The 20,911-nt window shown below is 47.7% G+C and carries 15 protein-coding genes and 2 rRNA genes; 4 read left to right on the top strand and 13 right to left on the bottom strand.

Annotated features, from left to right (window positions below; genetic code table 11):
* Positions 1-27: 27 nt before the first annotated feature.
* Positions 28-771: a TetR/AcrR family transcriptional regulator gene (locus tag ACFQ3W_RS00085; protein ID WP_379315381.1), complete on the bottom strand. Its 744-nt coding sequence runs from the start codon at positions 769-771 to the stop codon at positions 28-30.
* A gap of 159 nt (positions 772-930) precedes the next feature.
* On the opposite strand from ACFQ3W_RS00085, the gene ACFQ3W_RS00080 reads away from it, so the two are divergent.
* Complete coding sequence (locus ACFQ3W_RS00080; protein WP_379315379.1) at positions 931-2,469, top strand: DHA2 family efflux MFS transporter permease subunit; 1,539 nt, start codon at positions 931-933, stop codon at positions 2,467-2,469.
* 486 nt (positions 2,470-2,955) lie between these two features.
* Here ACFQ3W_RS00080 and ACFQ3W_RS00075 read toward each other — a convergent pair whose 3' ends face one another.
* A complete protein-coding gene (locus ACFQ3W_RS00075) occupies positions 2,956-4,179 on the bottom strand; it encodes a purple acid phosphatase family protein (protein ID WP_379315377.1) in 1,224 nt (407 codons plus the stop codon).
* Positions 4,180-4,462: 283 nt separating this feature from the next.
* Here ACFQ3W_RS00075 and ACFQ3W_RS00070 point away from each other — a divergent pair, with 283 nt between their 5' ends.
* From ACFQ3W_RS00070 to ACFQ3W_RS00060, 3 genes are read left to right on the top strand one after another with little or no spacing between them, the layout of a single operon-like run.
* A complete protein-coding gene (locus ACFQ3W_RS00070) occupies positions 4,463-5,176 on the top strand; it encodes a polyphosphate polymerase domain-containing protein (RefSeq protein ID WP_379315375.1) in 714 nt (237 codons plus the stop codon).
* A gap of 3 nt (positions 5,177-5,179) precedes the next feature.
* Positions 5,180-5,884 carry a DUF4956 domain-containing protein gene (locus ACFQ3W_RS00065; protein ID WP_379315373.1) on the top strand — a complete coding sequence of 235 codons (705 nt, stop codon included), beginning with the start codon at positions 5,180-5,182 and terminating at the stop codon, positions 5,882-5,884.
* A 21-nt stretch (positions 5,885-5,905) separates the two neighbouring features.
* Positions 5,906-7,807 (top strand): CotH kinase family protein, encoded by a 1,902-nt coding sequence (locus ACFQ3W_RS00060; RefSeq protein WP_379315371.1) that lies wholly within the window; start codon positions 5,906-5,908, stop codon positions 7,805-7,807.
* A 113-nt stretch (positions 7,808-7,920) separates the two neighbouring features.
* Here the strand turns inward: ACFQ3W_RS00060 and ACFQ3W_RS00055 are convergent, their stop codons facing one another.
* From ACFQ3W_RS00055 to ACFQ3W_RS00005, 11 genes are all read right to left on the bottom strand, one after another.
* On the bottom strand, positions 7,921-9,513 hold the full coding sequence (locus ACFQ3W_RS00055; RefSeq protein ID WP_379315369.1) for a response regulator: 1,593 nt from the start codon (positions 9,511-9,513) through the stop codon (positions 7,921-7,923).
* An 18-nt stretch (positions 9,514-9,531) separates the two neighbouring features.
* Positions 9,532-10,893: an ABC transporter substrate-binding protein gene (locus ACFQ3W_RS00050; RefSeq protein WP_379315367.1), complete on the bottom strand. Its 1,362-nt coding sequence runs from the start codon at positions 10,891-10,893 to the stop codon at positions 9,532-9,534.
* A 37-nt stretch (positions 10,894-10,930) separates the two neighbouring features.
* Positions 10,931-12,652, bottom strand: a complete 1,722-nt coding sequence (locus ACFQ3W_RS00045; RefSeq protein WP_379315366.1) for a sensor histidine kinase — start codon at positions 12,650-12,652, stop codon at positions 10,931-10,933.
* A gap of 85 nt (positions 12,653-12,737) precedes the next feature.
* Positions 12,738-13,601 (bottom strand): carbohydrate ABC transporter permease, encoded by an 864-nt coding sequence (locus ACFQ3W_RS00040; protein WP_379315364.1) that lies wholly within the window; start codon positions 13,599-13,601, stop codon positions 12,738-12,740.
* Positions 13,598-14,557 carry a carbohydrate ABC transporter permease gene (locus ACFQ3W_RS00035; RefSeq protein ID WP_379315362.1) on the bottom strand — a complete coding sequence of 320 codons (960 nt, stop codon included), beginning with the start codon at positions 14,555-14,557 and terminating at the stop codon, positions 13,598-13,600. Before ACFQ3W_RS00035 ends, ACFQ3W_RS00040 begins: the two co-directional genes overlap by 4 nt.
* 115 nt (positions 14,558-14,672) lie before the next feature.
* A complete protein-coding gene (locus ACFQ3W_RS00030) occupies positions 14,673-16,019 on the bottom strand; it encodes an ABC transporter substrate-binding protein (RefSeq protein ID WP_379315360.1) in 1,347 nt (448 codons plus the stop codon).
* Positions 16,020-16,230: 211 nt separating this feature from the next.
* A complete protein-coding gene (locus ACFQ3W_RS00025) occupies positions 16,231-17,412 on the bottom strand; it encodes a GNAT family N-acetyltransferase (protein WP_379315358.1) in 1,182 nt (393 codons plus the stop codon).
* 93 nt (positions 17,413-17,505) lie between these two features.
* Complete coding sequence (locus ACFQ3W_RS00020; protein WP_379315356.1) at positions 17,506-19,137, bottom strand: formate--tetrahydrofolate ligase; 1,632 nt, start codon at positions 19,135-19,137, stop codon at positions 17,506-17,508.
* Positions 19,138-19,340: 203 nt separating this feature from the next.
* Positions 19,341-19,805: a DinB family protein gene (locus ACFQ3W_RS00015; RefSeq protein WP_379315353.1), complete on the bottom strand. Its 465-nt coding sequence runs from the start codon at positions 19,803-19,805 to the stop codon at positions 19,341-19,343.
* Positions 19,806-20,409: 604 nt separating this feature from the next.
* Positions 20,410-20,526, bottom strand: a 5S ribosomal RNA gene (gene rrf, locus ACFQ3W_RS00010).
* Positions 20,527-20,661: 135 nt separating this feature from the next.
* Positions 20,662-20,911 (bottom strand): 23S ribosomal RNA (locus tag ACFQ3W_RS00005); the annotation flags it as partial.

Here is a 20,911-nt window from a genome sequence, read left to right as displayed (position 1 = left end):
TCGGAGGTTTTTTTTACGTTAATTACGTTATTTAGGTGGCGCCATCGCACGCAAAATGCGAACGATGCCCTTCAGGATTTCCTCTTTACTTGTCTCCTGGTATTTCTGTTGGTACAGATACGAATCCGGGCTTAACACCGCAATCAAAGCACTTCCCATAAACTGCGGGTCGATATCACAAATTTCTCCAGCGTTCAGTGCCTGCCTTAACATCTCGGTGATAATCGCATTCAGCCGCACAAACAATGGATGCCCAAACTGGGTGGGCTGCCTTTTGCCGTTAAATTCGGACTTGATCACCATGAGCAACTCGGCGTGTTCATCGACAAAATCAACAATCCGTTTAATGCTGGAAAGCAGCGTATCCATAGCGGATACTCCCTTGGCTTTGAAATTTCCTTCCACCGAACGAACGTCTTCCTCCAATCCGGTTAACAAACGCTCGGAGTAGTTTTTCAGCAGCTCGTAACAAATTTCACCTTTATCCGCATAACGCCGGTAGAGCGAGCCCTGACCGATTCCCGCCGTTTTGGCAATTTGATACATGCTGACGTCCTTCAGTCCATGCTTATCAAACAGTTTCCGGGCGGCGTCGAGAATTCGCGCCTTATATGGATCGTCCTCCCGCTTGGGGCGTTGAGAGTTCTTCAGCCCTGGCTCCTCAGGCTGTTCTGCATCTATTAGCAGGTGGGTCACTTCTTTTCGGGTATCTTGTTTGGCATATCGTTCAGCAGCAAATACGTCCTCTGGCGGTTTCTCGGATGGATTCATGGATTAGCCCCCTATATGCTCTTGACTCAACGGACAATTGTCCGTAAACTGAGAGATGTTATTCGGACAATTGTCCGCATGTTTGTCGTCAGACTCATTATAAAGAGAAATCGGCCGGGAGGCAACGACGGATCACCGGTCGTATAGGAGGGGTAGAAAATGGAGCAAGCGTTAAAGCCTCAATCGGAATTCCGGCTGCGCAACATTCTGGTTCCGCTTCTGGCGATTATTGCCGGAGTGTTCATGGTTGTTCTCGACAACACGGCGATGAATGTTGCTCTGTCCACACTTGTCAAAGATTTTCATACGGATCTGAAGACGCTGGAGTGGGTCGTTACCGGCTATATGCTGGCTCAGGCCACTGTCATCCCGTTGTCGGGCTGGCTGTCCGACCGTTTTGGAGCGAAAAATATTTTTCTCGGAGCTGTCGTGCTGTTCACGATCGGGTCCATTTTATGCTCTACGCCGAATCGAGCCGAATGGCTCATCGCCTTCCGAGTGCTGCAGGGCTTAGGCGGCGGCTGCGTACTGCCGGTTGCCATGGCTTACGTCTACAGGCTGAGCCCAATGAACAAAGTCGGCGTAGTTATGGGGATCATGGGGATTCCTGTACTGTTTGCCCCGGCCATCGGTCCTGTACTGTCGGGTTGGCTCGTAGAATATCAATCGTGGCGTTGGATTTTCCTCATCAACATTCCGGTCGGGATCATTTGCCTGCTTATCGGGCTCCGCAAGCTTCCTAAAGTAGAAAGAAATAAAGTGCCTGGTTTCGATAAATGGGGGATGGTCCTCGGACCGCTCGCCTTCGCCTCCCTTTCCTACGGCGTCAGCCAAGGGGCGGATAGCTGGACCTCGGAGAAAACGATCATCGGCCTCATCGTAGGCGGCGTAGCGCTCGCCGCGTTCATCGTCGCCGAGCTTAGAACGAGCACGCCGCTGCTCGAGCTCCGTATTTTCCGGTCGATTGACTTCTGCGCCGGTATTATTGTGCAATGGGTGGGCCAATTTGCCCTCTACGGAGCACTGTTCCTACTACCACAGTTTCTGCAGCAGGCCCGTGGCTTCGGCGCGTTCGATACCGGCCTGACCCTGCTGCCGCAGGCGATCGCGTCCGGCCTTATGATGCCGATTGCCGGCATTCTTTTCGATAAAATCGGTGTCAGATGGCTGGTCGTTGCTGGACTTGGTCTCGTTTCCGGAGCGCTTTACCAGTATTCTTTCGTGGATCTGACGACTCAGCGCAGCGATATCATTTTACCGCTCATCATGTGCGGGGCCGGCATGGGCCTGATGACGATGCCGATGAACACCCATCTGCTGAACAAAGCGCCAAAGCCGCTGATTAACCGGGTCACATCACTGACGAACTCCATGCAGCAGGTCATTAGCTCGCTCGCCGTCTCCACGCTCGTGACCATCTTGACCTCGAGAACGACCTTCCGTGCGGACGAAATGAAGGCAGCAGCCGCTCAGGCGGCCGTGAAGGCCGGCGCCGTTCCGCAAATGTCGGCCGAAGCGATGAAAAAAGCGACCCAGGTCGTCTTGGCTAAAGGCTTCGATGATACGTTCCATATCATGATTTTCGTGGCCATTGGTGGTGCACTTCTAGGCCTACTGCTTCGGCGCGGCAAATTGAACCAAGTGGAAAAACAAGATGAGATTGATGCCGTTACTTCCGTGGATGGAGTCAACAGCTAACCCCCTGCGCTGCTGCGCCTTGAGCTATTGGCTACAATTGCAAAAAACGTCCGAAACAAATTTCGGGCGTTTTTTTGTATGGCGGTAACTCATACGCTAGCAGATGGAGAGGAAATGGATTCTCTCCTCTCTCACCATCTACCATTAAATATATTTAGTACATTTATTTTGTGACAAATCGGGTTTTTCTGGATTTTAATTGTAAAACCTACAACTAAAATGGGCCAGTTGAGCTTCGCAGAGCTATTTCGTTCCTTTTAGCTGCACTTTCTGCAACTAATCGATCAAAGCTGGCGATAGGGCGTTGTTTAGCTGTATAAAAATGCATTTATTCAGTCTAGGACAAGAAGAAGTAAGTCAGTGGTAGCTGACCCTAGAGTAGAGCGACTCTGAGAATAGAGTAGATCCGAGAGCAGAGCGGCTGGGAGTAAGGGGGGAGTTTGTTGCAAACGCACAGTACGTCCTAAAAACTCCATCTTCTGCCCATTAATCACCGCTTCTACTGCGTTGCTGAGTGAATTCATCAAGCAGCTTTCCGTCCGCATCATAAGCCTGAAGAGATAACGCTCTTTCGCTGACGGTCACTGCGGCAAACATCTGCTTGTTGTTTTGGAAATGCACTGCGTGATAGTACTTGTCCTTTTTCAGTGAGTTGAATTTAGGACCTGCCGTATTGGCAATGACGTACACCGTTCCTTCACCGCCCGGAACGATTTTCCCATCCCTCAAAGGATAAGACCGTGAATACTCATGGTTGTGCCCCTGCAGCACCAAATCAACGCCAAATTCGTCAAACACCTTGATCCAGTCCTCAATTTTCTCATATCTGTTACCACCATATGCCGGTCTATGCATCGCAACGATGGTCCAGGGCTGACGATTGCTTTGCAAATCTGCGCGCAGCCAGGAGGTCTGCGCCTTTAGGTTCGATTCCGTATCAAGCACTACAATATGCGCATAACCATAGTTAAAAGAATAATTGGTCCCTGGGATCGCCCCCTCCGCCCCGTTTGCCGGCACAGCGAAATGCGATGTGAACCGTTCGGCATTCCCCTGAATTTCGTCATGATTTCCTGTGACCGGCATCAGCGGAATTTTAACCAACCATTTAGCCGCTTGTCCAAAAAAGGAATCCCACTCTTTTTCCTGATCCGGGTCCTCCGTCAAATCTCCATTATGCACGATAAAGCTAGCCTCCGGGAACTTTCCAAAAGCCTGATCCAGCGTATGCCCCCATGCCTTGAAATCCGCTTCCGACTCCCCTTGGGAATCCGTCACGTTCACAAAAGTAAACGTCTCTGGCGACACTGGTTCCGTTACAATCACGGCCGGATCGCTCCATGCCCCGGATTGTTCGCTTCCCACCCGGTATGTATACGATGTGCCAGGCTTCAGACAGATCGCCTCCGCTTGATGCGCATACTGCCGCTTCCCACCACCTATATTGATTTGCGTCGATTTTGCCGTAAACGTAAGGATGTCTGGTCGATCCCACGAATCAACCTTAGTGCCCTCGGTTACTTGCAGCATAGCATGTCCCTCCACACTTTCCGTATACCAAGTAAACGCCCGTGTGGTTTGCGGGTCTCCCTTAAACGTAGTTACTATCGATTTGGGGCTGGTAGGCGGCTGTACGTTACTCGGCTTCGTTTGCCGCACCACCAGACCGACCGCCAATAAGATGCATATCCCAACAAATATCCAGATCATATTTTTACGACTCCCCAAGAGTAAGATGCTCCTTCCGAAAAAGAAATGAATCTTCCCCCTTCAAAACGATTCCCTCCTAAGATACTTCTCCCGTCCCGACAGTGTCAAATGTCTTCCTTGAGGCAATCCGCCCTCCGTAAAGAAGCAACCGTCCATTCAATTTGTAAATTCTATGTTAAAACATTCAGTTTATTTTCAGTTTGTATTAAGTAAGCAATCAGTAAGCGCTGGTAGGATAGATTTTGTTAAACACGGGGGCTGAGGAAAAGGGGTGTGCAGCTAGTTGAATAATAAGTTGAACTACCGCCATGAACTAAAATTCATGATCAATCGGCATCAATATTACGTGATTCGTCAAAGAATGTTAGGTTTGGCAGCGTATGACGAGCATGCAGGGCACAGCGGCGAGTATCACATCCGCAGCCTGTATTTTGATGACATTGACAATACAGCGCTTCATGAGAAATTAGGCGGCATTGGAGACCGGCGCAAATACCGGATTCGGATTTACAACAAGCAAGACAGCTTGATTCACTTTGAGAAAAAAATCAAGAAAGGCGATTATATCGCCAAGCTCAAGGAGCCGATAACCCGGAACATGGTTGACTCTATCATCGCCGGAAATATCGAGGTGCTGGACGTACCAGACAAGCCACTGCTCCTGGAACTGTATCATGAAATGAAGCATCGGCTGCTAGCGCCGCGTGTCATCGTTGATTACATTAGGGAACCGTTTGTTTGTCGGAACGGAAATGTACGCATCACATTTGACAAAGAGCTTCGCACCGGGCTGCACGCCGTCGATTTATTCGATAAAAAGCTCCAGGCCGTGCCGGCCATCGATGACAACCTGATCATTCTTGAAGTGAAATATGATGAGTATATTCCTGAATATCTCCGGGCAGCGCTGCAGCTTGAAGGCTTGACCCAGCAATCGGCGTCCAAATATGTCATCTGTCGCAAATACTTGAAAACCAACTCTTGGGAGGATTATTGATTCATGAATACATCGCAAACCACGGATACGGCAACGAATTTTGGCGACATCATCAAGAAGTCGATCGTCAACAATTTTACTTCTGACATTAGCCTAAGCAAAATTTTTATTACGCTCGCCATTGCTTTTCTAATTGGCCTATTCATCTACACATTATACAAGCGGGTGTTTAGCGGAGTTCTATACTCCAAGAGCTTCAATGTTTCACTCATCGGGATGACGATGGTAACCGCGATGATTATTATCGCCGTCAATTCGAACCTTGTCCTGTCACTCGGTATGGTCGGGGCATTATCGATCGTTCGTTTTCGAACGCCGATCAAAGATCCAACTGATCTCATTTTCCTGTTCTGGGCCGCTGCAGCCGGTATTGTAACAGGGGCCGGATTTTTTACGCTTGCGGCGATCGGCTCGGCTTTAGTAGGGCTTGTCCTGTTCCTGTTTATTAAGAGCGCACCGATGGAAGCCCCTTATTTACTGGTCATCAACTGCGAAAGCGATGAGAACGAGCAGCTAGTCCATACGCAAATCGGTAAGATGGTCAAACGCTACAATGTGAAGCAAAAAACGGTGACTCCCGGCAACATTGAAATGACGCTGGAGGTACGCCTGCGGGATCGGGAAGGTAAATTCGTGAATGAGATTAGCGAGCTGGGCGGCGTAAAAAATGCCGTGTTGATCAGCTACAATGGAGATTACGTATCGTAAATGAAAGCAGAGGTGAGGAGGATGAAGCGCCTGAGATCCAGGCTTCTGCTTGGTTTTTGCGCAGTACTTCTGTTGTTTGACCTGGTGGCCTGCGATGCATTTAACTTGGCTGCAACAGACACCGACAGTAAGGTAACCAGCCAGAACAAGACCGGCAACACCGCTAATGTAAGCCAAAATAGTTTAACGAAATCAGCGGTCTCCGCAGAAGAACAAAAGCTGGATAAAGAGGTGTTTCCGGAAGACAAGGTCATCGATGTGAAAATTACGCTCGACCCGGATGATTTTCAGGATATGCTGGACAATGCCAGCGCCGAACAATTCAAGACAGCTACCGTCGACTATAATGGAAAACACTTTGACAACATTGGAATTCGGACGAAAGGTAATTTGAGCCTGCGCAGCGTCGTGCAAATGTCCGACTCCGACCGTTACAGCTTCAAGCTGTCTTTTGACGAGTATGTAGATCAAACCTTGGACGGTATTCAAAAAATCAACCTAAACAATGGCTACAGCGACGCCTCGTATATGCGCGAATTTCTCGCCTATGAGCTCTCCGAATCGATGGGCTTGCCTACACCGAAGCACTCTTTTGTCAATGTATACATTAACGGTAAGCTGTGGGGCTTTTACTTGGCCGTCGAACAAATCGGCACCTCCTATCTGGAACGGAATTTTGACAATGCTTATGGAGCGCTGTATAAGGGTGAAATGAGCGGAAATGGTAGCGATTTGACTTGGCTAGGAGATGATCCGGATGCCTATACGGGACTTTCGCTCAAATCGGAGACGACCAACCATAACATCCTGATTAAAATGCTGAACGAACTGAACAATGGCACCAACTACGAAAAATACATCAATGTACAGGAATCGTTAGGTTACATTGCACTTAATGTACTAACGAACAATATGGATAGCTACATTGGCGGAAATAAACAGAACTACTATCTATATGAGGATGAAGGGATCTTCTCTATTCTTCCTTGGGACTACAACATGGCCTTTGGCGGTTTGGGCGGGGGTATGGGACGGCGCGGCTTTGGGGCAGACGGCGCGGCGGCACAGGATGATGCGGCAGCACCGGACGGTACAGTCGGGGACGGCGCAGCTAAAAATGGCGGGAGTCAAATGCCGCCTACCCCGCCCACGGATCAAAGCCAGACTCAAGGAAAGGACGCCGGAACGAATCAAGCCAGAACGAGTCTGTTAATCGATGAACCAACTCAAGGCGCTTTAGCCGAACGACCTCTGGTAGCCAAGCTGCTCGCGGTGGAGGAATACAAGACGGAATACCACCAAATCCTGCAGCAAGCTGCCCAAGGTTTCCTGGCAGACCAAAACTTTTCGAAGCGAGTACAGCAGTTGTCCAAGCTTATTTCCCCTTATGTAAAAGCTGACCCCCGTTCCTTTTACAGCTACGAGGAATATGAGCAAGGCGTATCTCAATTGATTACAACAAACGCCAGCCAGATCAAAAGCATTCAGCAGCAGCTGGACGGAACGATCGCTTCGGCTGGAGATGGCTCAGGGAGCGGCGGTGGTATGGGAGGCGGCATGGGCCGGGGTATGCAGCAGATGGGAGATCGAAATTCTGGAGGTGGCCAGGCTGATAACCAAGGAAAGCCGGAAGGACAGAAGGGACAAGGTTTCCCTGGCGATCGGCAAGGCAATTTAGCCCAGGGCAACCCGCCGGGTGACCCGCCGCAAGGTACACAGGCGGACGGTTTCCGAGGCCAAGGCGGATTTAGAGGTGGCGGACCGATGGGCGGCGGAGATCCCGGACAATTCGGGCAAGCCGGGCAAGTCTCCAAATCCTCTACCGGCAGCCAAGACGATGTCATCATCTATAGTCTATCTTTGATACTCCTTGTTTTGGTTGGTGTGTTCATCACATTTGCAAAAAGAAAACCACCTCAGTGAGTTTTACAAATAAACAGTTCAGTCATTCCATCCACTTACCGGCTATGCACAAAAGGCGTGAGTTTCGGGACTCCCCCGTAGCTCGCGCCTTTTTCCTATATATGCTAATCTATTCAAGCTTCTTCTTCCCGGTATTCGGTCGGTGTCATGCCGGTAACCTTCTTAAACACCTGTGTAAAATACCGCGGATCCTGGTAACCAACAAGCGGTGCCACCTGATACACCTTGACTTGGCTGTTCTTCAAAATGTATTTGGCCTTCTCGATCCGGCACTGCGTTAAATATTCCAGAAAGGTAAGCCCAGTGACTTGCTTAAACAACAGGCAAAAGTGGCTGATACTCAAGTCAGCCAGCTCCGACACTTCCTCAATACTAAGATCCTTATGATAGTTGTTGGCGATGTACTCCTGTGTTTTGGCAATAACCGTTTGAACGTTTTCCTTCGATTGGTTTTCCCTGCTCTCCATGAGCCATTTGCCGAAATTGGACTTAAGCGTTTCGAAAATGTCATTCAGCGTCCCCAGTGAGTGCAGCTCCTGCAGCAAACCCTCCAGCGACCACTCCAAGAGCAGATTCATATGCTCGAATTGCCGATACAGGACGACGGTGAGCTCCACAATAACCCGCTCCGCCATTTCCTTGGAGAAAGCCTGATCTTCGATGTACTGTTTCGTTTCGTCAAATGAAGCGAGCATTCGCTCCTTGTTCAGAGTCCGTATGCTTTCCAGAAGAACGGTTTCCAGATGCTTCGGATACTTGCCTTCACGAGTTGCTACAAGCTCTTGGTTGGAGTCGACGAATACCCCCTCCTGATCGCTGTAAAACCGCTGATATAGCGCTTTGGCCGCGCTTTGATAAGCCTCGCTAAGCTGCTCCATCCCCGATGTCGTTTGACTGAAGCCAATCGAGCAGGACAGCTTCGTATTGATTTTGATTTGCCGAATTACATCGCTGCCAAGGCTTTCTTTACTACCGCTAAGGGAGCTTGGGAAGAGCAGAACCCATTCCCCTGCATGAAAGGGAAATACCGTCAAGGCCCCATGGTCGAGCGACCATTCGCCTAAAATGTTACGGATTGCAAACAGCCATAGTCTCCGCTCCTCAGGGGTCCATCGTTCATTCAGCTTCATATAGTGATCGAGCTGAATTACTGCCATAAAGTAAGGCTGCTGCAGCTCGCTATTTTCCAGCCAGCGCATGTGCTGCAAAGGGCTCTGCCCCTGATTGCCTTCAATAAATTCAGCAAACATTCGTTCGCGAGCAAGCAACGATAACACCTGCACCGAATGCAGGAGCTTCTCGTTTTCCATTTGCTTTTCCAGTGTCCGCTTGGCCCTTTGTATCATCTCAATCAGTTCTTCGTGGTCAATGGGCTTCAGCAAATAATCGAAAGCCCCCTCCCGAAGCGCTTCACGGGCGTATTCAAATTCGCCATATCCGCTAATAAAGATAAACAAGCGTTTTTGGTCCTCAGCCAGCACTTCCTTCATCAAAGTAATGCCGTCAATTCCGGGCATCCGAATATCGCTAATAATCATATGTGGCGCGAGTTCACGGACCAGCTTAAGCGCCTGCTCGCCGTTGCGCGCTTCACCCACGATTTCCAGGTTCAGATCATCCCAAGGGACGGCTACTTTCAAGCTGCGTAAAATCACCGGCTCGTCATCCACCAGGATGACCCGGTACTTCTCCTCCTTCGCTTCCATACGAGCACCTCCAAAGCGTTAATTAGGAGCGGAGCTTCTTCGCAGTTTCCAATATTGGTCGGAAGTTTGCTGAATTTGATTCAGCGCTTCTTCCGGGCTGCTTCTTCTACTGATCATTTCTTCAATAACCTTTAGAAACGTTTTGTTAACCTCAGGCGACAGAACATTGTCATAGGGAACAAAACTGCTTTGACTTTGTTCCATAAGCTGAATGACCTGCGTGAATACAGGGCCGGTCTTGTCGGAGTCATACGATATCTTCATCGAAGGAATGCGCAGGCCTTCGTAAACAATACGCCGCTGGACATCCTTCGTATAAAGTGCCTTTAGCAGTTCCTGCGCCGCCTCCCATTTGCTTGCATCCAGATTCGAGGACAATCCGATTCCGATCGTGTAGCCCCCGGCTATCGATTTCTCCCCACCCGGCAGCACAGAAGGAAACGGGATTACCCCGACCTGATTTTGAAAATTTTCGGGGGCCTTGGCGCTATGAAACAGGTTGATATCCCAGTTCCCATTCAAATACATCCCCGCTTTGCCGCTAGTAAACAAATCGATGGCTTCTTCGGTGGACAAATCGTTAGCAGGGATGCTAAATGCATTCTGTTTGATCCACGATTCAAGCTGCTCAAAGGCGTGTTTGTACTGCGGGTTATTAAAGCTTGCCGTCTCGTCGCCTTGAGCAAGCTTATTGATCAGCTCTGGCCCAGCGTATCTGTCCATCAAATAATGTGCGAAAATCGCCGCCGGCCACCGCTCTTCATTGCCAAGTGCAAAGGGAACAAACTTGCTTGCGCCTAGTACACGCACCGCCCGGTTTAATTGGCCCAGCGTTGTAGGCGGCTCCAGCCCAAGCTCCTTAAAAATCTCTTTATTGTAATACAGCGGTTCCGCATTTCCTTCCAACGGCAGGCCGTAAATTCGTTGATTATAGGTCCACAAGTGCAGATCCTGAAATTGATCCTCCAGGCCATTCTTCCGGGCAAATACCGTCAAATCCATAAGCCGATTAGAGCGAATATAGGGCTCGATTTCCGCCCCGCCAAAAAGAACAAACATGTCCGGCGGCGTTCCCGTAACCATTTCACTTTTTAGTTTCTGCTCACGGTGTACGGTCTGGTCCATCCCTTCAAAATTGACTTTGATGTTGGGATGAGATTTTTGAAACGAATCAACCACATCCTCAATAATGTTAAGCATCTGCCTGTCGTGTTCCTTAATCCAGAAATGACGAAACGTAAGCGTAATTTTCTCCGTTTGGCTATCTTCAATGGGCTCATGTCCATCCGCTGCGATAATCAGCACCGAAACGGCAAGCACTAAGGCATAAAGCACGATCCAGCCCCAATTTGAAACCCATTTTCTTATCTTCATCCTCATGGGCGGCTCCCCCTTATCTTTATGTTTGGCCTGGCAGTCATAATAGGATCTTCGGTATTCGGATTCGGATAATCGATCCATATCCGGGAGCCGAGCAGATCATAATGCCGTAATACCCGCCAAACCTAATGCGAAGCCGCTCATGTACGTTTTTCAGACCAACGCCGTTCTCACGATATTTCTTCAAGGTGGCCCAATCCTTGCTCCATAAATGCAGCAATGTATCCTGGTCGAAGCCCGGGCCGTTATCCATCACATCGATCAGAATGTCCCGATCATCTTCCTTGGCCGTAATCGAAATAAAACCGTTTTGTTCCATCGGTTCGATTGCATGATAAAGTGCGTTTTCTACGATCGGCTGCACAATGAGCTTCTGGGTTTTGTAGTATTTTAACGATTCAGGAATTTCAATATGATACTCAAACTTGTCTTCAAAGCGGAATTTCTGAATGTCCAAGTAATGCTTCACATGCTCAAGTTCCATGGAAATCGGGATGAGCTGCTGGTTCTCGCTGATGCTGATTCGCAGCAGCTTACCCAAGGAGATCACCATCTTGCTAATATCCTTATTGCCCTGCAGTACAGCCAAGGAATTAATCGACTCCAGAGAGTTGTAAATAAAATGCGGGTTGATCTGGGCTACCAATGCTTGCAGCTCAACTTCCTTCTTTCTCGCCTGTTCCGTTTGTACCTGCTGGATGAGCTCGTTAATTTGTGTGCTCATCCGGTTAAAGCCATCGACTAAAAGGTCCGTCTCGTCATCTGCTCGCACCGTAGTCGTAATCGGTACAAATATCCCCTGCTGGACCCGCTTCATCCCATTCACGGCGCTGATAATGCTTCTCACCAGGCGGCGTACAAAGAAACGGTCAAACAAAAACGCTGATATTAGGGAGACCAGGACGAGTACGATGGCAATATTCCGAATAGACAACGATTCTGAAGCGATCAGCTTACTCGGTGTAATCGCTACCAAATACCAATCTTTGTTATGGGATGGCAAATACGTTATTAACGATTTTTCACCTTGATACTTATCCGTGTAATAACCTTTTCCATTTGACTCATCCTCGCTTAGAAAAGGAAACTGCGTCTGTTCCCCAATGTGCTCGCCTGATTTGTCAAACACGATATTCCCCTGACGATTGACCAGCAGAATATCCCCCTGTTTTAGAGTGGCGGCATCCCAAAATACTTGATCCAAAATGTCTGGCTTGATGTATATGACCAATGCCCCGACATCCTCCAACGAATAGTAATCTTTGATGAGTCGTGCCTGAATCAAAACCGGTTTCCCCGTGGAAGCGGTCCCGTTCTCGCCGGGGCCTACCCAAACCGGGCGCCCTGCGGCTGCTTTCATCGCTCCATACCAGCTTTGCTTCGTCAGGTCCTCGTACGACATCGCTTCATTAAACTGATACATCAGTTTATCTTTCGAATACAATCCGAAGGAGGTGATCATCGGGTGGTTGATTAAATTGTTGATATCTTGCTTTTGTTCGTACGTTACGACAAAATTAGGCTGCTTTAATATCTTCTGTATGACAGGCTGTGTAATCGCCGAATTCGACACCGTCGTCACTTCATTTAGGGCGAATTTCAGCTTGCGGTCCGTTTCGAGTAAGGACACCCAGTAGAAATTGCTCGATTTCTTCTCCATCGCGTTGGAGAAACTGAAGTACGAAATGCCTCCCATCAAAATGACGGGAATAAACACAAGAAGAATAATAGCCAGCAAGATTTTTCGACGGAGCTTCATAATTTTGCGTCCTCCCAATAATCTCCTAACACTATTATTCTTCGTTATACTTCATATTCCTTGCAGAAAAAGGAGATTGTTCCCGTTAACTTTTAATGGCACCCGAAGTCAACCCGGCAATAACCCATCTGCTGAATAGCAGGAACACGATTAATAGAGGCAAGGTAGCCGTAAAGGTGGCGGACATAATCATCCCGAAATCCAGTCCGTCTTTGTTGGTGAACAATTGCTGAAGCGCCAGCTGAATCGTATAGTGCTCTTTATTTTTCAGCACAACTAGCGGCCAGAAGAAATCATTCCATACGTTCATGAAATTCAGTATACCGAGTGTAGCCATAGCCGGTGTAACTACCGGGATCGCGATATTCCAGAAAATACGGAAGTGTCCGCCGCCATCGATCCGCCCGGCTTCTAACAATTCCGGATGGACGGCGGAGGAAATGTACTGCCGCATCCAGAAAATCCCGAACGCATTGACCATCGCCGGAACGATTAGCGCTTTATAGCTATCGATCCAATGTAGCTTTGCCATAATAACATACTGAGGCAAAACGCTCAATTGCGCAGGTACGAGCATCGTGGCAATAACAAAAACAAACAGCGTCTTCTTGAGCGGAAACTCATATTTGGCAAAGGCATAACCGGCCAGCGTACAAAGAAATACGACCGAAACGGTTACCGCCGAAGCGACGATGATCGAGTTAAGCAGTGACTGGAAAAAATCCGTCCGCTCGAGCACGCGCTGAAAGTTGTTGAAAAACTCCATCCCCGGAACTAGCAGAGGCGGCATTTCGAACGCAGCATTCTTCTCATTGGTGGCAACAACGAACATCCAATAAAACGGGAATATCGATAGAAGGGCCCCGATGATCAGAACAAGGTTGAACAACGTTTTGGATACGAGTCCAGGATCGTCCGGTTTTCTTTTTTTTGCTGCGACTGTACTCATGCTCTTTTCCCTCCAGTATCTCCGCCCATGCGGCTAGAAAGCACCATGTTCAAGACAGAGAATAAAATCGTGGCGATAAACAACAGAACCGCAGTAGCAGCAGCCGTGCCAAAGAAGCCGTTCCCGAACGCCTCATTATAAAGATAGGTTACCATCGTAACCCCTTCCTGACGTGTTGAGCCTGTACCTGATTGTCCGAGATAGACATAAGGTTCAGTAAATAATTGCAGGGCACCAATGGTGGACACCAGTGTAACGAATAGGATGAACGGACGAAGAAGCGGCAGCGTAATGTAGAGCAACTGCTGTCCCCGGTTAGCGCCGTCAATGCGGGCAGCTTCATATACATCCGTTGGAATGCTCTGTAAACCTGACAAGAAAATAATGGCGTTATAGCCCATCCAGCGCCACATCACCATGGTAGAGATCGCAATTTTGACGCCCCACCAGCCCGAGTTGAAAGGAACGCTTTCAAGCCCCATGCCGTTCAGCAGCCAGTTGACCATCCCATTGTTCCCGAACATCGTACTAAACACCAGTGTAACGGCAACTATGGAAGTAATATTCGGCATGAAATATAGAATCCGAAACGTATTCTTAAATTTGTTCAAGGCCGAGTTGAGCATAACGGCGACAAGCAGCGCAACGATCAGCTGTGGTACCGTACCCATCAAGCCCATAATGAGCGTATTGCTGAAGGAAATCCAAAATGTCGGATCACTGGTTACCAAGTGATAGTTTTTGAACCCGACATATTTCATCGGTCCTAGCGCATCCCATTTGTAAAACGACAAATAGAATGTAAAAAGAATCGGGTATAAGCCAAATATGGCAAACAATATGAAGAAGGGGGATATAAATGCATACGCCGTTGCCCGGCTTCGCCGGGTCTCATTCCAAAACCGCTTCTTATTCGGCATAGGCTGGACCGGTTGAGCGGTAGCTGTATCAGCCATGGAAGTACCTCCTAGGGTGTTTTTGATAAATCCAAATTCGCAAGAAGAGAAGCTCTTCTTGCGAATTTGAAAGGCATACGGCTTTATAATCACCGTTTATTTTGTAAGAGTGGTCTTAACTGCGATCCACCAAAGTCTTGATTTGTTTCATAGCGTCATCCCATTCCTTCTTAGGATCGGATTTCTTCTCCAGCACGTTCTTCAGTGCGTTTTTGATGATCGTATCGGTTTGGTCGTGCAGCGGTCCGTAGTAGACCGGTTTTACGCGTTCTGCCGATTTCGCAAACGCTTGTGCAGTTATTTGACCGCCGAAGAAATCGTCTTTTTGATCACTAAATGCTGGCTCTTTGTATACAGCTGGTATCGAAGGGAACAAACCGCTTTCCTTAAACGATTTCAGTTGGTTATCCTTGTTAACGAGCCAGGAAATAAACTCATAAGCTTCCTTCGAATGCTTGCCTTCCTTAGGCAGTGTCAGGAAAGAGCCGCCCCAGTTGCCTGCGCCTTCAGGCATTTGGGCAATTTTCCATTTGCCTGCGGAGTCTTTACCATTTTTGATCGTACCTGCGATCCAAGCCGGGCCGAGCATAACCCCGAAATCGCCGTCGTTAATCGCTTTTTGCCATTCTGGAGACCAAAGCGTCCAGTTGCCAATCCAACCCTCTTGAATACCTTTTACAGTATAATCAAAAGCTTTCTTCACTTGCGGGTTAGTATCACCGATAAAGGCGCCGTCCGCTTTGTTAAAGTAAATTTGGTCAGGAGATTGGTCACGCAATGCGTTGTACACCAGGTCCGTTAAATCAGCGAAAGGCTTGCCGGTTTTTTCTTTAAACTGTTTGGCAACGGTTGCAAATTTATCCCAAGAATCAATTGCTGCACTGAATTGATCTGGATCTGTAGGTAATCCGGCTTTTTCAGCCAAATCGGTCCGGTAGTACACAACGGTTGGACCTACGTCAGTTGGAAGGCCCAATTGAAACGAACCATCCTTGGATGAAGCTTGTTTCCATTTCCAGTCAAGATAATTGCTTTCGATATCTTTGGCCCCAAGATCATACAGGTTGTAGAATTTGTCTTGAGCGCTAATGAAGCGTTCCATGAATCCGATTTCCAACATGAAAATGTCAGGTGCGCCCGATCCTGCAGACAGCGCCGTCGTCAGGTTGTTGTGATGCGCCGTTTGGTCGGACGTATTTTGGAACTTGAACGTAATGTTCGGATGCTCCTTCGTATATTCTTTAGCAAGATCCTCGTAGTTGGTTGTTCCGAGCGACCAGAAGGTAAGCTCGATCTTCTCATTGGAATCTTTTCCCGTGTTGGTTGATCCTTTGCTCTCATTCGTTGCAGGAGCATTGGATCCGCCGCTGTTTGCCTTGTTGTTTCCGCCGCCGCAAGCTGCCAATGACGAAAGCATTAGAACAGCAACCAGCAGAACAGCCCACATCTTTCTTGTCTTCATTGCGTATAACCCCTTCCTATATTTCTTATTTGCATTTTTAGTCTAACGAAAACGGATACATTTTTTGAGGAGGTAATATTGCGATTTATGGTTGGAATTTTTCTGATTACCTGTGGAGACAAAAAATAAACCGACCCTACCCTTTTACAGGCAATGATCGGTTTTGTCTCAATACGTATGAAATTAGTTGCTTATGAATACGGTATTTGGTTTAGAAAAAGTCAAACAATGCCGTTGTACTACGAGGAATGAGCTGTTCTAAAGCAGTAGCTTCCGCTTCTGAACCATGCAAGCGTCCGCAAGTAAGCATTTCCTTAGGCCTTTTGTATCCGATCAGCATGGCCGTTAGCGTGTTTATATCGCAGACCAAGCCCGAGCTAGAGGTGCCCTGTTCTGACTTAACGAGTCGGCCTGTGCCGTCCGTGGAAACATCAAGGCTCCACCATCCATCGTTCCAGGGAGCAAATGAATCTTCGATATTGATATTTATCCGAACATGAGCAGCCGGGGCTTGAAACGGATATTCGCGGACAAAGGCGCTAGCGTCGACTATGCGAGCCATACCATTAGGGATGTATTCCTGCTTGCAGCGAGGATCCTGGAGCATGAACGGCAAAATATCATCCGCCGGCACACGATTTACCACCGCCTGATTCACCATAGAATCGTGATTGGCGAGAAAGGTCCATAATGCTTGATGCGCCGTCTTGTTTAAGAAGATAAACTCCTCGACCAGCAGCTCCCTATTTTGGATATTGTAGAACGTATAGCCTTCAGGTTCACCTGCCTCCGAAAAATAAACGGCAGAATATATCTCTTTGTTTAGGACCCCCCGCTCCCACCAAGCGGAATCGCGCACTAAAGCCCCGTTATACTTTTGGGCGAAGGTTTGATATATCTGGTCAAGCAGTATTATATCTTTAACATCACGCTTAACCGAGCCGACTACTTTCGTCTTTGCCGGAAACTTCTCCGAGCTGATCGTATATTTCTTGCAATCAGACAGAACCTCCCAGCCAAACTTTCGGTAAAATGAAATGGAAAAAGGATGCAAAAAAGACAGGGAACACCCTTGTTCCTTCATATGAACCAGCACCCGGGACAGAAGCCCGCTAACCAATCCGCTCCGCCGCTTCTCCGGCCAGGTCGATACCCCTCCGATTCCGCCCATCCGGAAGGCTTTGCCCTGTAAGTATGTCTGAAAGGGAAGCAATCCTAAACGGGCAAGCAATTCTCCATTTTCAAAGACACCCCAGATGCGTTCCGGGATGAACCTTTCGCGCCCCTTCTCCCGCTCCTCCGGCGATAATTTGTACTGAAAGGCATATTCTGCTAAAGCCAAGCTTACATCGTATTCTTGCGCGGTCAATTGTCTGATTTCCAACAAACTCACCCCATTTTAGAAGTAGTCGGATTCTACGATGAGTTTGGCAGAAATGACCAATGATGTCAATCACCATCATCTAATCTTCACTTAGAATAATGATTATAATAAGCCAGCTACTTCTCCATCTTCATCAAGATAAATGTGCTCAGCTGCTGGAGCTTTAGGCAAACCGGGCATCGTCACGATGTTGCCTGTGAGGGCTACAACAAAGCCAGCTCCCGCGGATAGCGTCACATCCTTCACCTGAACGATAAATCCTTCAGGTGCTCCCAATAAACGAGGCTGGTCGGAAAAAGAGTATGGCGTTTTCGCCATACATACCGGTAAACGTCCGAAGCCTTGACGCTCAAACTCCGCGATTTTCGCTGCCGCTTTTGCGCTGAATTGTACTCCGCCGCCGCGATAGATTTCTTTTACAATCGTTTCAATTTTGGCTTTGATCTCCATGTCCTCCGGATAGAGAGGAGTAAACCGGGACATTCCTTGCTGCAAAATATCACGAAGCGTCTGCGCCATTTTAAGCCCGCCTTGACTTCCTTCGGCCCAAACATCGGAAATTTCCGCTTTAATCCCAAGCTTCTGACATTCTTCGCTGACAAGCTGCAGCTCTTCATTCGTGTCACTTGTAAAATGGTTGATCGCTACCATAACAGGAACGCTGAATTTTCCAATATTTTCTAGATGTCGTCTCATGTTGGCCAAGCCTGCTTTTAATGCCTCGGTATTCGGCTTTTCCACTTCTGCTTTAGGGACTCCACCGTTATATTTCAGAGCTTTTACCGTCACGACAAGTACGGCTGCGGATGGAACTAATCCCGCTTGGCGGCATTTGATGTCAAAAAACTTCTCAGCCCCTAGGTCAGCACCAAACCCTGCTTCCGTCACGACGATGTTCGCCAGCTTCAGCGCTGTCTTCGTCCCGATCACGCTACTGCAGCCATGAGCTATGTTTGCAAACGGTCCACCATGGACAATAGCTGGTGTTCCTTCCGCCGTCTGAACCATATTCGGCTTGATGGCATCCTTCAGCAGCACGGTCATGGCATCAACTGCACCGATTTGCAGAGCTGTAACAGGTTCACCGGTTATGGTGTAAGCAACAATCATCCGTCCAAGTCGACTTTTGAGATCATCCAAATTTTCACTAAGGCAGAGAACCGCCATTACCTCTGAAGCCGTTGTGATCATAAAGCCGGATTCATGAACATTTCCGTTTCCATCCCCGAGACTTACAACAATTTGTCGCAGACTACGGTCATTCATGTCCATGGCACGTTTCCATAAAATTTGCCCAGGATCAATTTGCAGCGCATTCCCCTGAAAAATATGGTTATCGATCATCGCAGAAAGCAAATTATGCGCAGAAGTAATAGCATGCAAATCGCCGGTAAAATGCAAGTTGATATCCTCCGACGGCATGATTTGGGCTTTATTGCTGCCGGTTGCACCGCCCTTCATACCGAAGCACGGGCCGAGTGATGGCTCTCTTAATGCTGCAATCGTTGGCTCCCCAATGGCATTTAAAGACTGGGCGAGTCCAATAGTCGTTAGCGTTTTACCTTCCCCGGCTGGTGTTGGATTCATCGCTGTAACAAGGACGAGCTTTCCGTTAGGCCGATTTTGCAAATCAGAACAAAGAGATAAATCCAATTTGCTCTTATAATGGCCGTACAACTCTAGATATTTTTCTGAGATTCCAAAAGATTCGGCAACTTCCAAAATTGGCTTCATTCCTGTAGGTACCCTCCAGCTAATATAATTCGTGAAAATTTACAAATCACATAGTTATTATTGTACATGAAAAGCGCCTTAATATGCGTATAGGTATTCTTTCTCCAATGAACAAATCGTGTAAATTTGTATGACGGGTATGGACGGTCAATAAAAAGAAAAAGCCCTCTGCAGGGCTTACCGTTATGAAATTAACTTAAAGGTTATAAATGTAAATGTCTTCGTAAAGCCAAAATTGCTCCAAAATGAAGGCCTTCGTGAAAAATGGTTCTCACAAGGACTTGTTCGATAGTTTGCATTCCCATGTCCGTTGGCGGAAACTCTTTATCCATTCGGTTCTGATTCTGCTCTATGATTAAATCTGGCTGCTCCTTTAGCAGTTCGATCAACTCTGGTAGCAAAGGTGTATCTTGCGTAAAATCTGCCGGACTGGTACCAAATCCAAACCATTCGTTGAATCGGAGTGGAATTGGTATCTCCTCCATCGTCAAAGTCCGTATCCACAAATACTGGTCGAGGCAAACGTGTCCTAGATTCCAACGAATGTTATTGTTAAAGCCTTTAGGGATAAAGTTTGCCTCTTCTTCAGTGATGTCACTGACTAATTCTAACAGTTCGGTCCGATAAGTTTTTAGTTGTTCAAATAATACCTGATGTCTTTTTTCCATTCCTTCGCCTCCTTTTTATTTCATAATTAATTAGATAAAAATTAAAGAATACCTGCTAGCGAGTAATTAAAACTAGCATGGATTTCAATCTCAGCACCTTTGGTCGAAGTGCAATGCGTCGGTGAGATCTCACGCATACAGATGTTGTCAAAACTCTCCCTTTTTTGGAATGTTCGAATGAGCTTAAATTGGCACAAACCATCTGTAGTGGATTTATATATTACATCTGTTTTAACTAAAATTTTGAATGATTCCATTTAGTTCCAATAATAAGTACACTTAAAATGAGGCCATAGCTTGTTTGACAGTCACTCCATAACACAAATAGCCAAATAAATGCAAAAAGTACATCTATTTGGCCCCACATATCTCATTTTTGAACTTTAGTTGTAAAAAGTGCATTTAAAACAAGCCCACTACCGCCTACTTCACCATTTCCGCCATTTAGCTGCACTTTTTGCATTTACTTGGTCTCACTCTGCAAAAATCGGAAAAATAACTGCACGAAATACAGTTAATCCCTAGCTCTAACGTGGCACCACCCAATACTTACACCGTTTAGCCAAAAAAGAGCACCACCGTGTGATCGGCAGTGCTCTTTATGGCTTGGCGGCGTCCTACTCTCCCAGGACCCTTCGGTCCAAGTACCATCGGCGCTGGAGGGCTTAACGGTCGTGTTCGGGATGGGTACGCGTGGAACCCCTCCGCCATCGCCACCAAACGTGATTTTTCGAAGCTTTCGCTTCTCGAAATCGCTGCGAGAAAATATCAGCCCTTATAAAGGACTTGCAGCTTTGTTCAGATGTTTGATCACCTGAAAACTGGATACGAAACTTATTTGCGTTTTAACATTTTTTAGGATAAGCCCTCGACCGATTAGTACCTGTCAGCTCCATGCATTGCTGCACTTCCACCTCAGGCCTATCAACCTCGTCGTCTTCAAGGGGTCTTACATATTGGGAAATCTCATCTTGAGGGGGGCTTCACGCTTAGATGCTTTCAGCGCTTATCCCGTCCGCACTTAGCTACCCAGCTATGCTCCTGGCGGAACAACTGGTGCACCAGCGGTGCGTCCATCCCGGTCCTCTCGTACTAAGGACAGCTCC

The organism is Paenibacillus puldeungensis (assembly GCF_042678945.1).
GTDB lineage: Bacteria > Bacillota > Bacilli > Paenibacillales > Paenibacillaceae > Fontibacillus > Fontibacillus puldeungensis.
Note: the sequence above shows the minus strand (reverse complement) of the source record. Positions and strands in the feature narration are given on the sequence as shown.

Coding starts and splice junctions, on each gene's coding strand:
- ACFQ3W_RS00085 (WP_379315381.1), bottom strand. CDS start 771: ATGAATCCATCCGAGAAACCGCCAGAGGACGTATTTGCTGCTGAACGA.
- ACFQ3W_RS00080 (WP_379315379.1), top strand. CDS start 931: ATGGAGCAAGCGTTAAAGCCTCAATCGGAATTCCGGCTGCGCAACATT.
- ACFQ3W_RS00075 (WP_379315377.1), bottom strand. CDS start 4,179: ATGATCTGGATATTTGTTGGGATATGCATCTTATTGGCGGTCGGTCTG.
- ACFQ3W_RS00065 (WP_379315373.1), top strand. CDS start 5,180: ATGAATACATCGCAAACCACGGATACGGCAACGAATTTTGGCGACATC.
- ACFQ3W_RS00060 (WP_379315371.1), top strand. CDS start 5,906: ATGAAGCGCCTGAGATCCAGGCTTCTGCTTGGTTTTTGCGCAGTACTT.
- ACFQ3W_RS00055 (WP_379315369.1), bottom strand. CDS start 9,513: ATGGAAGCGAAGGAGGAGAAGTACCGGGTCATCCTGGTGGATGACGAG.
- ACFQ3W_RS00050 (WP_379315367.1), bottom strand. CDS start 10,893: ATGAGGATGAAGATAAGAAAATGGGTTTCAAATTGGGGCTGGATCGTG.
- ACFQ3W_RS00045 (WP_379315366.1), bottom strand. CDS start 12,652: ATGAAGCTCCGTCGAAAAATCTTGCTGGCTATTATTCTTCTTGTGTTT.
- ACFQ3W_RS00040 (WP_379315364.1), bottom strand. CDS start 13,601: ATGAGTACAGTCGCAGCAAAAAAAAGAAAACCGGACGATCCTGGACTC.
- ACFQ3W_RS00035 (WP_379315362.1), bottom strand. CDS start 14,557: ATGGCTGATACAGCTACCGCTCAACCGGTCCAGCCTATGCCGAATAAG.
- ACFQ3W_RS00030 (WP_379315360.1), bottom strand. CDS start 16,019: ATGAAGACAAGAAAGATGTGGGCTGTTCTGCTGGTTGCTGTTCTAATG.
- ACFQ3W_RS00020 (WP_379315356.1), bottom strand. CDS start 19,137: ATGAAGCCAATTTTGGAAGTTGCCGAATCTTTTGGAATCTCAGAAAAA.
- ACFQ3W_RS00015 (WP_379315353.1), bottom strand. CDS start 19,805: ATGGAAAAAAGACATCAGGTATTATTTGAACAACTAAAAACTTATCGG.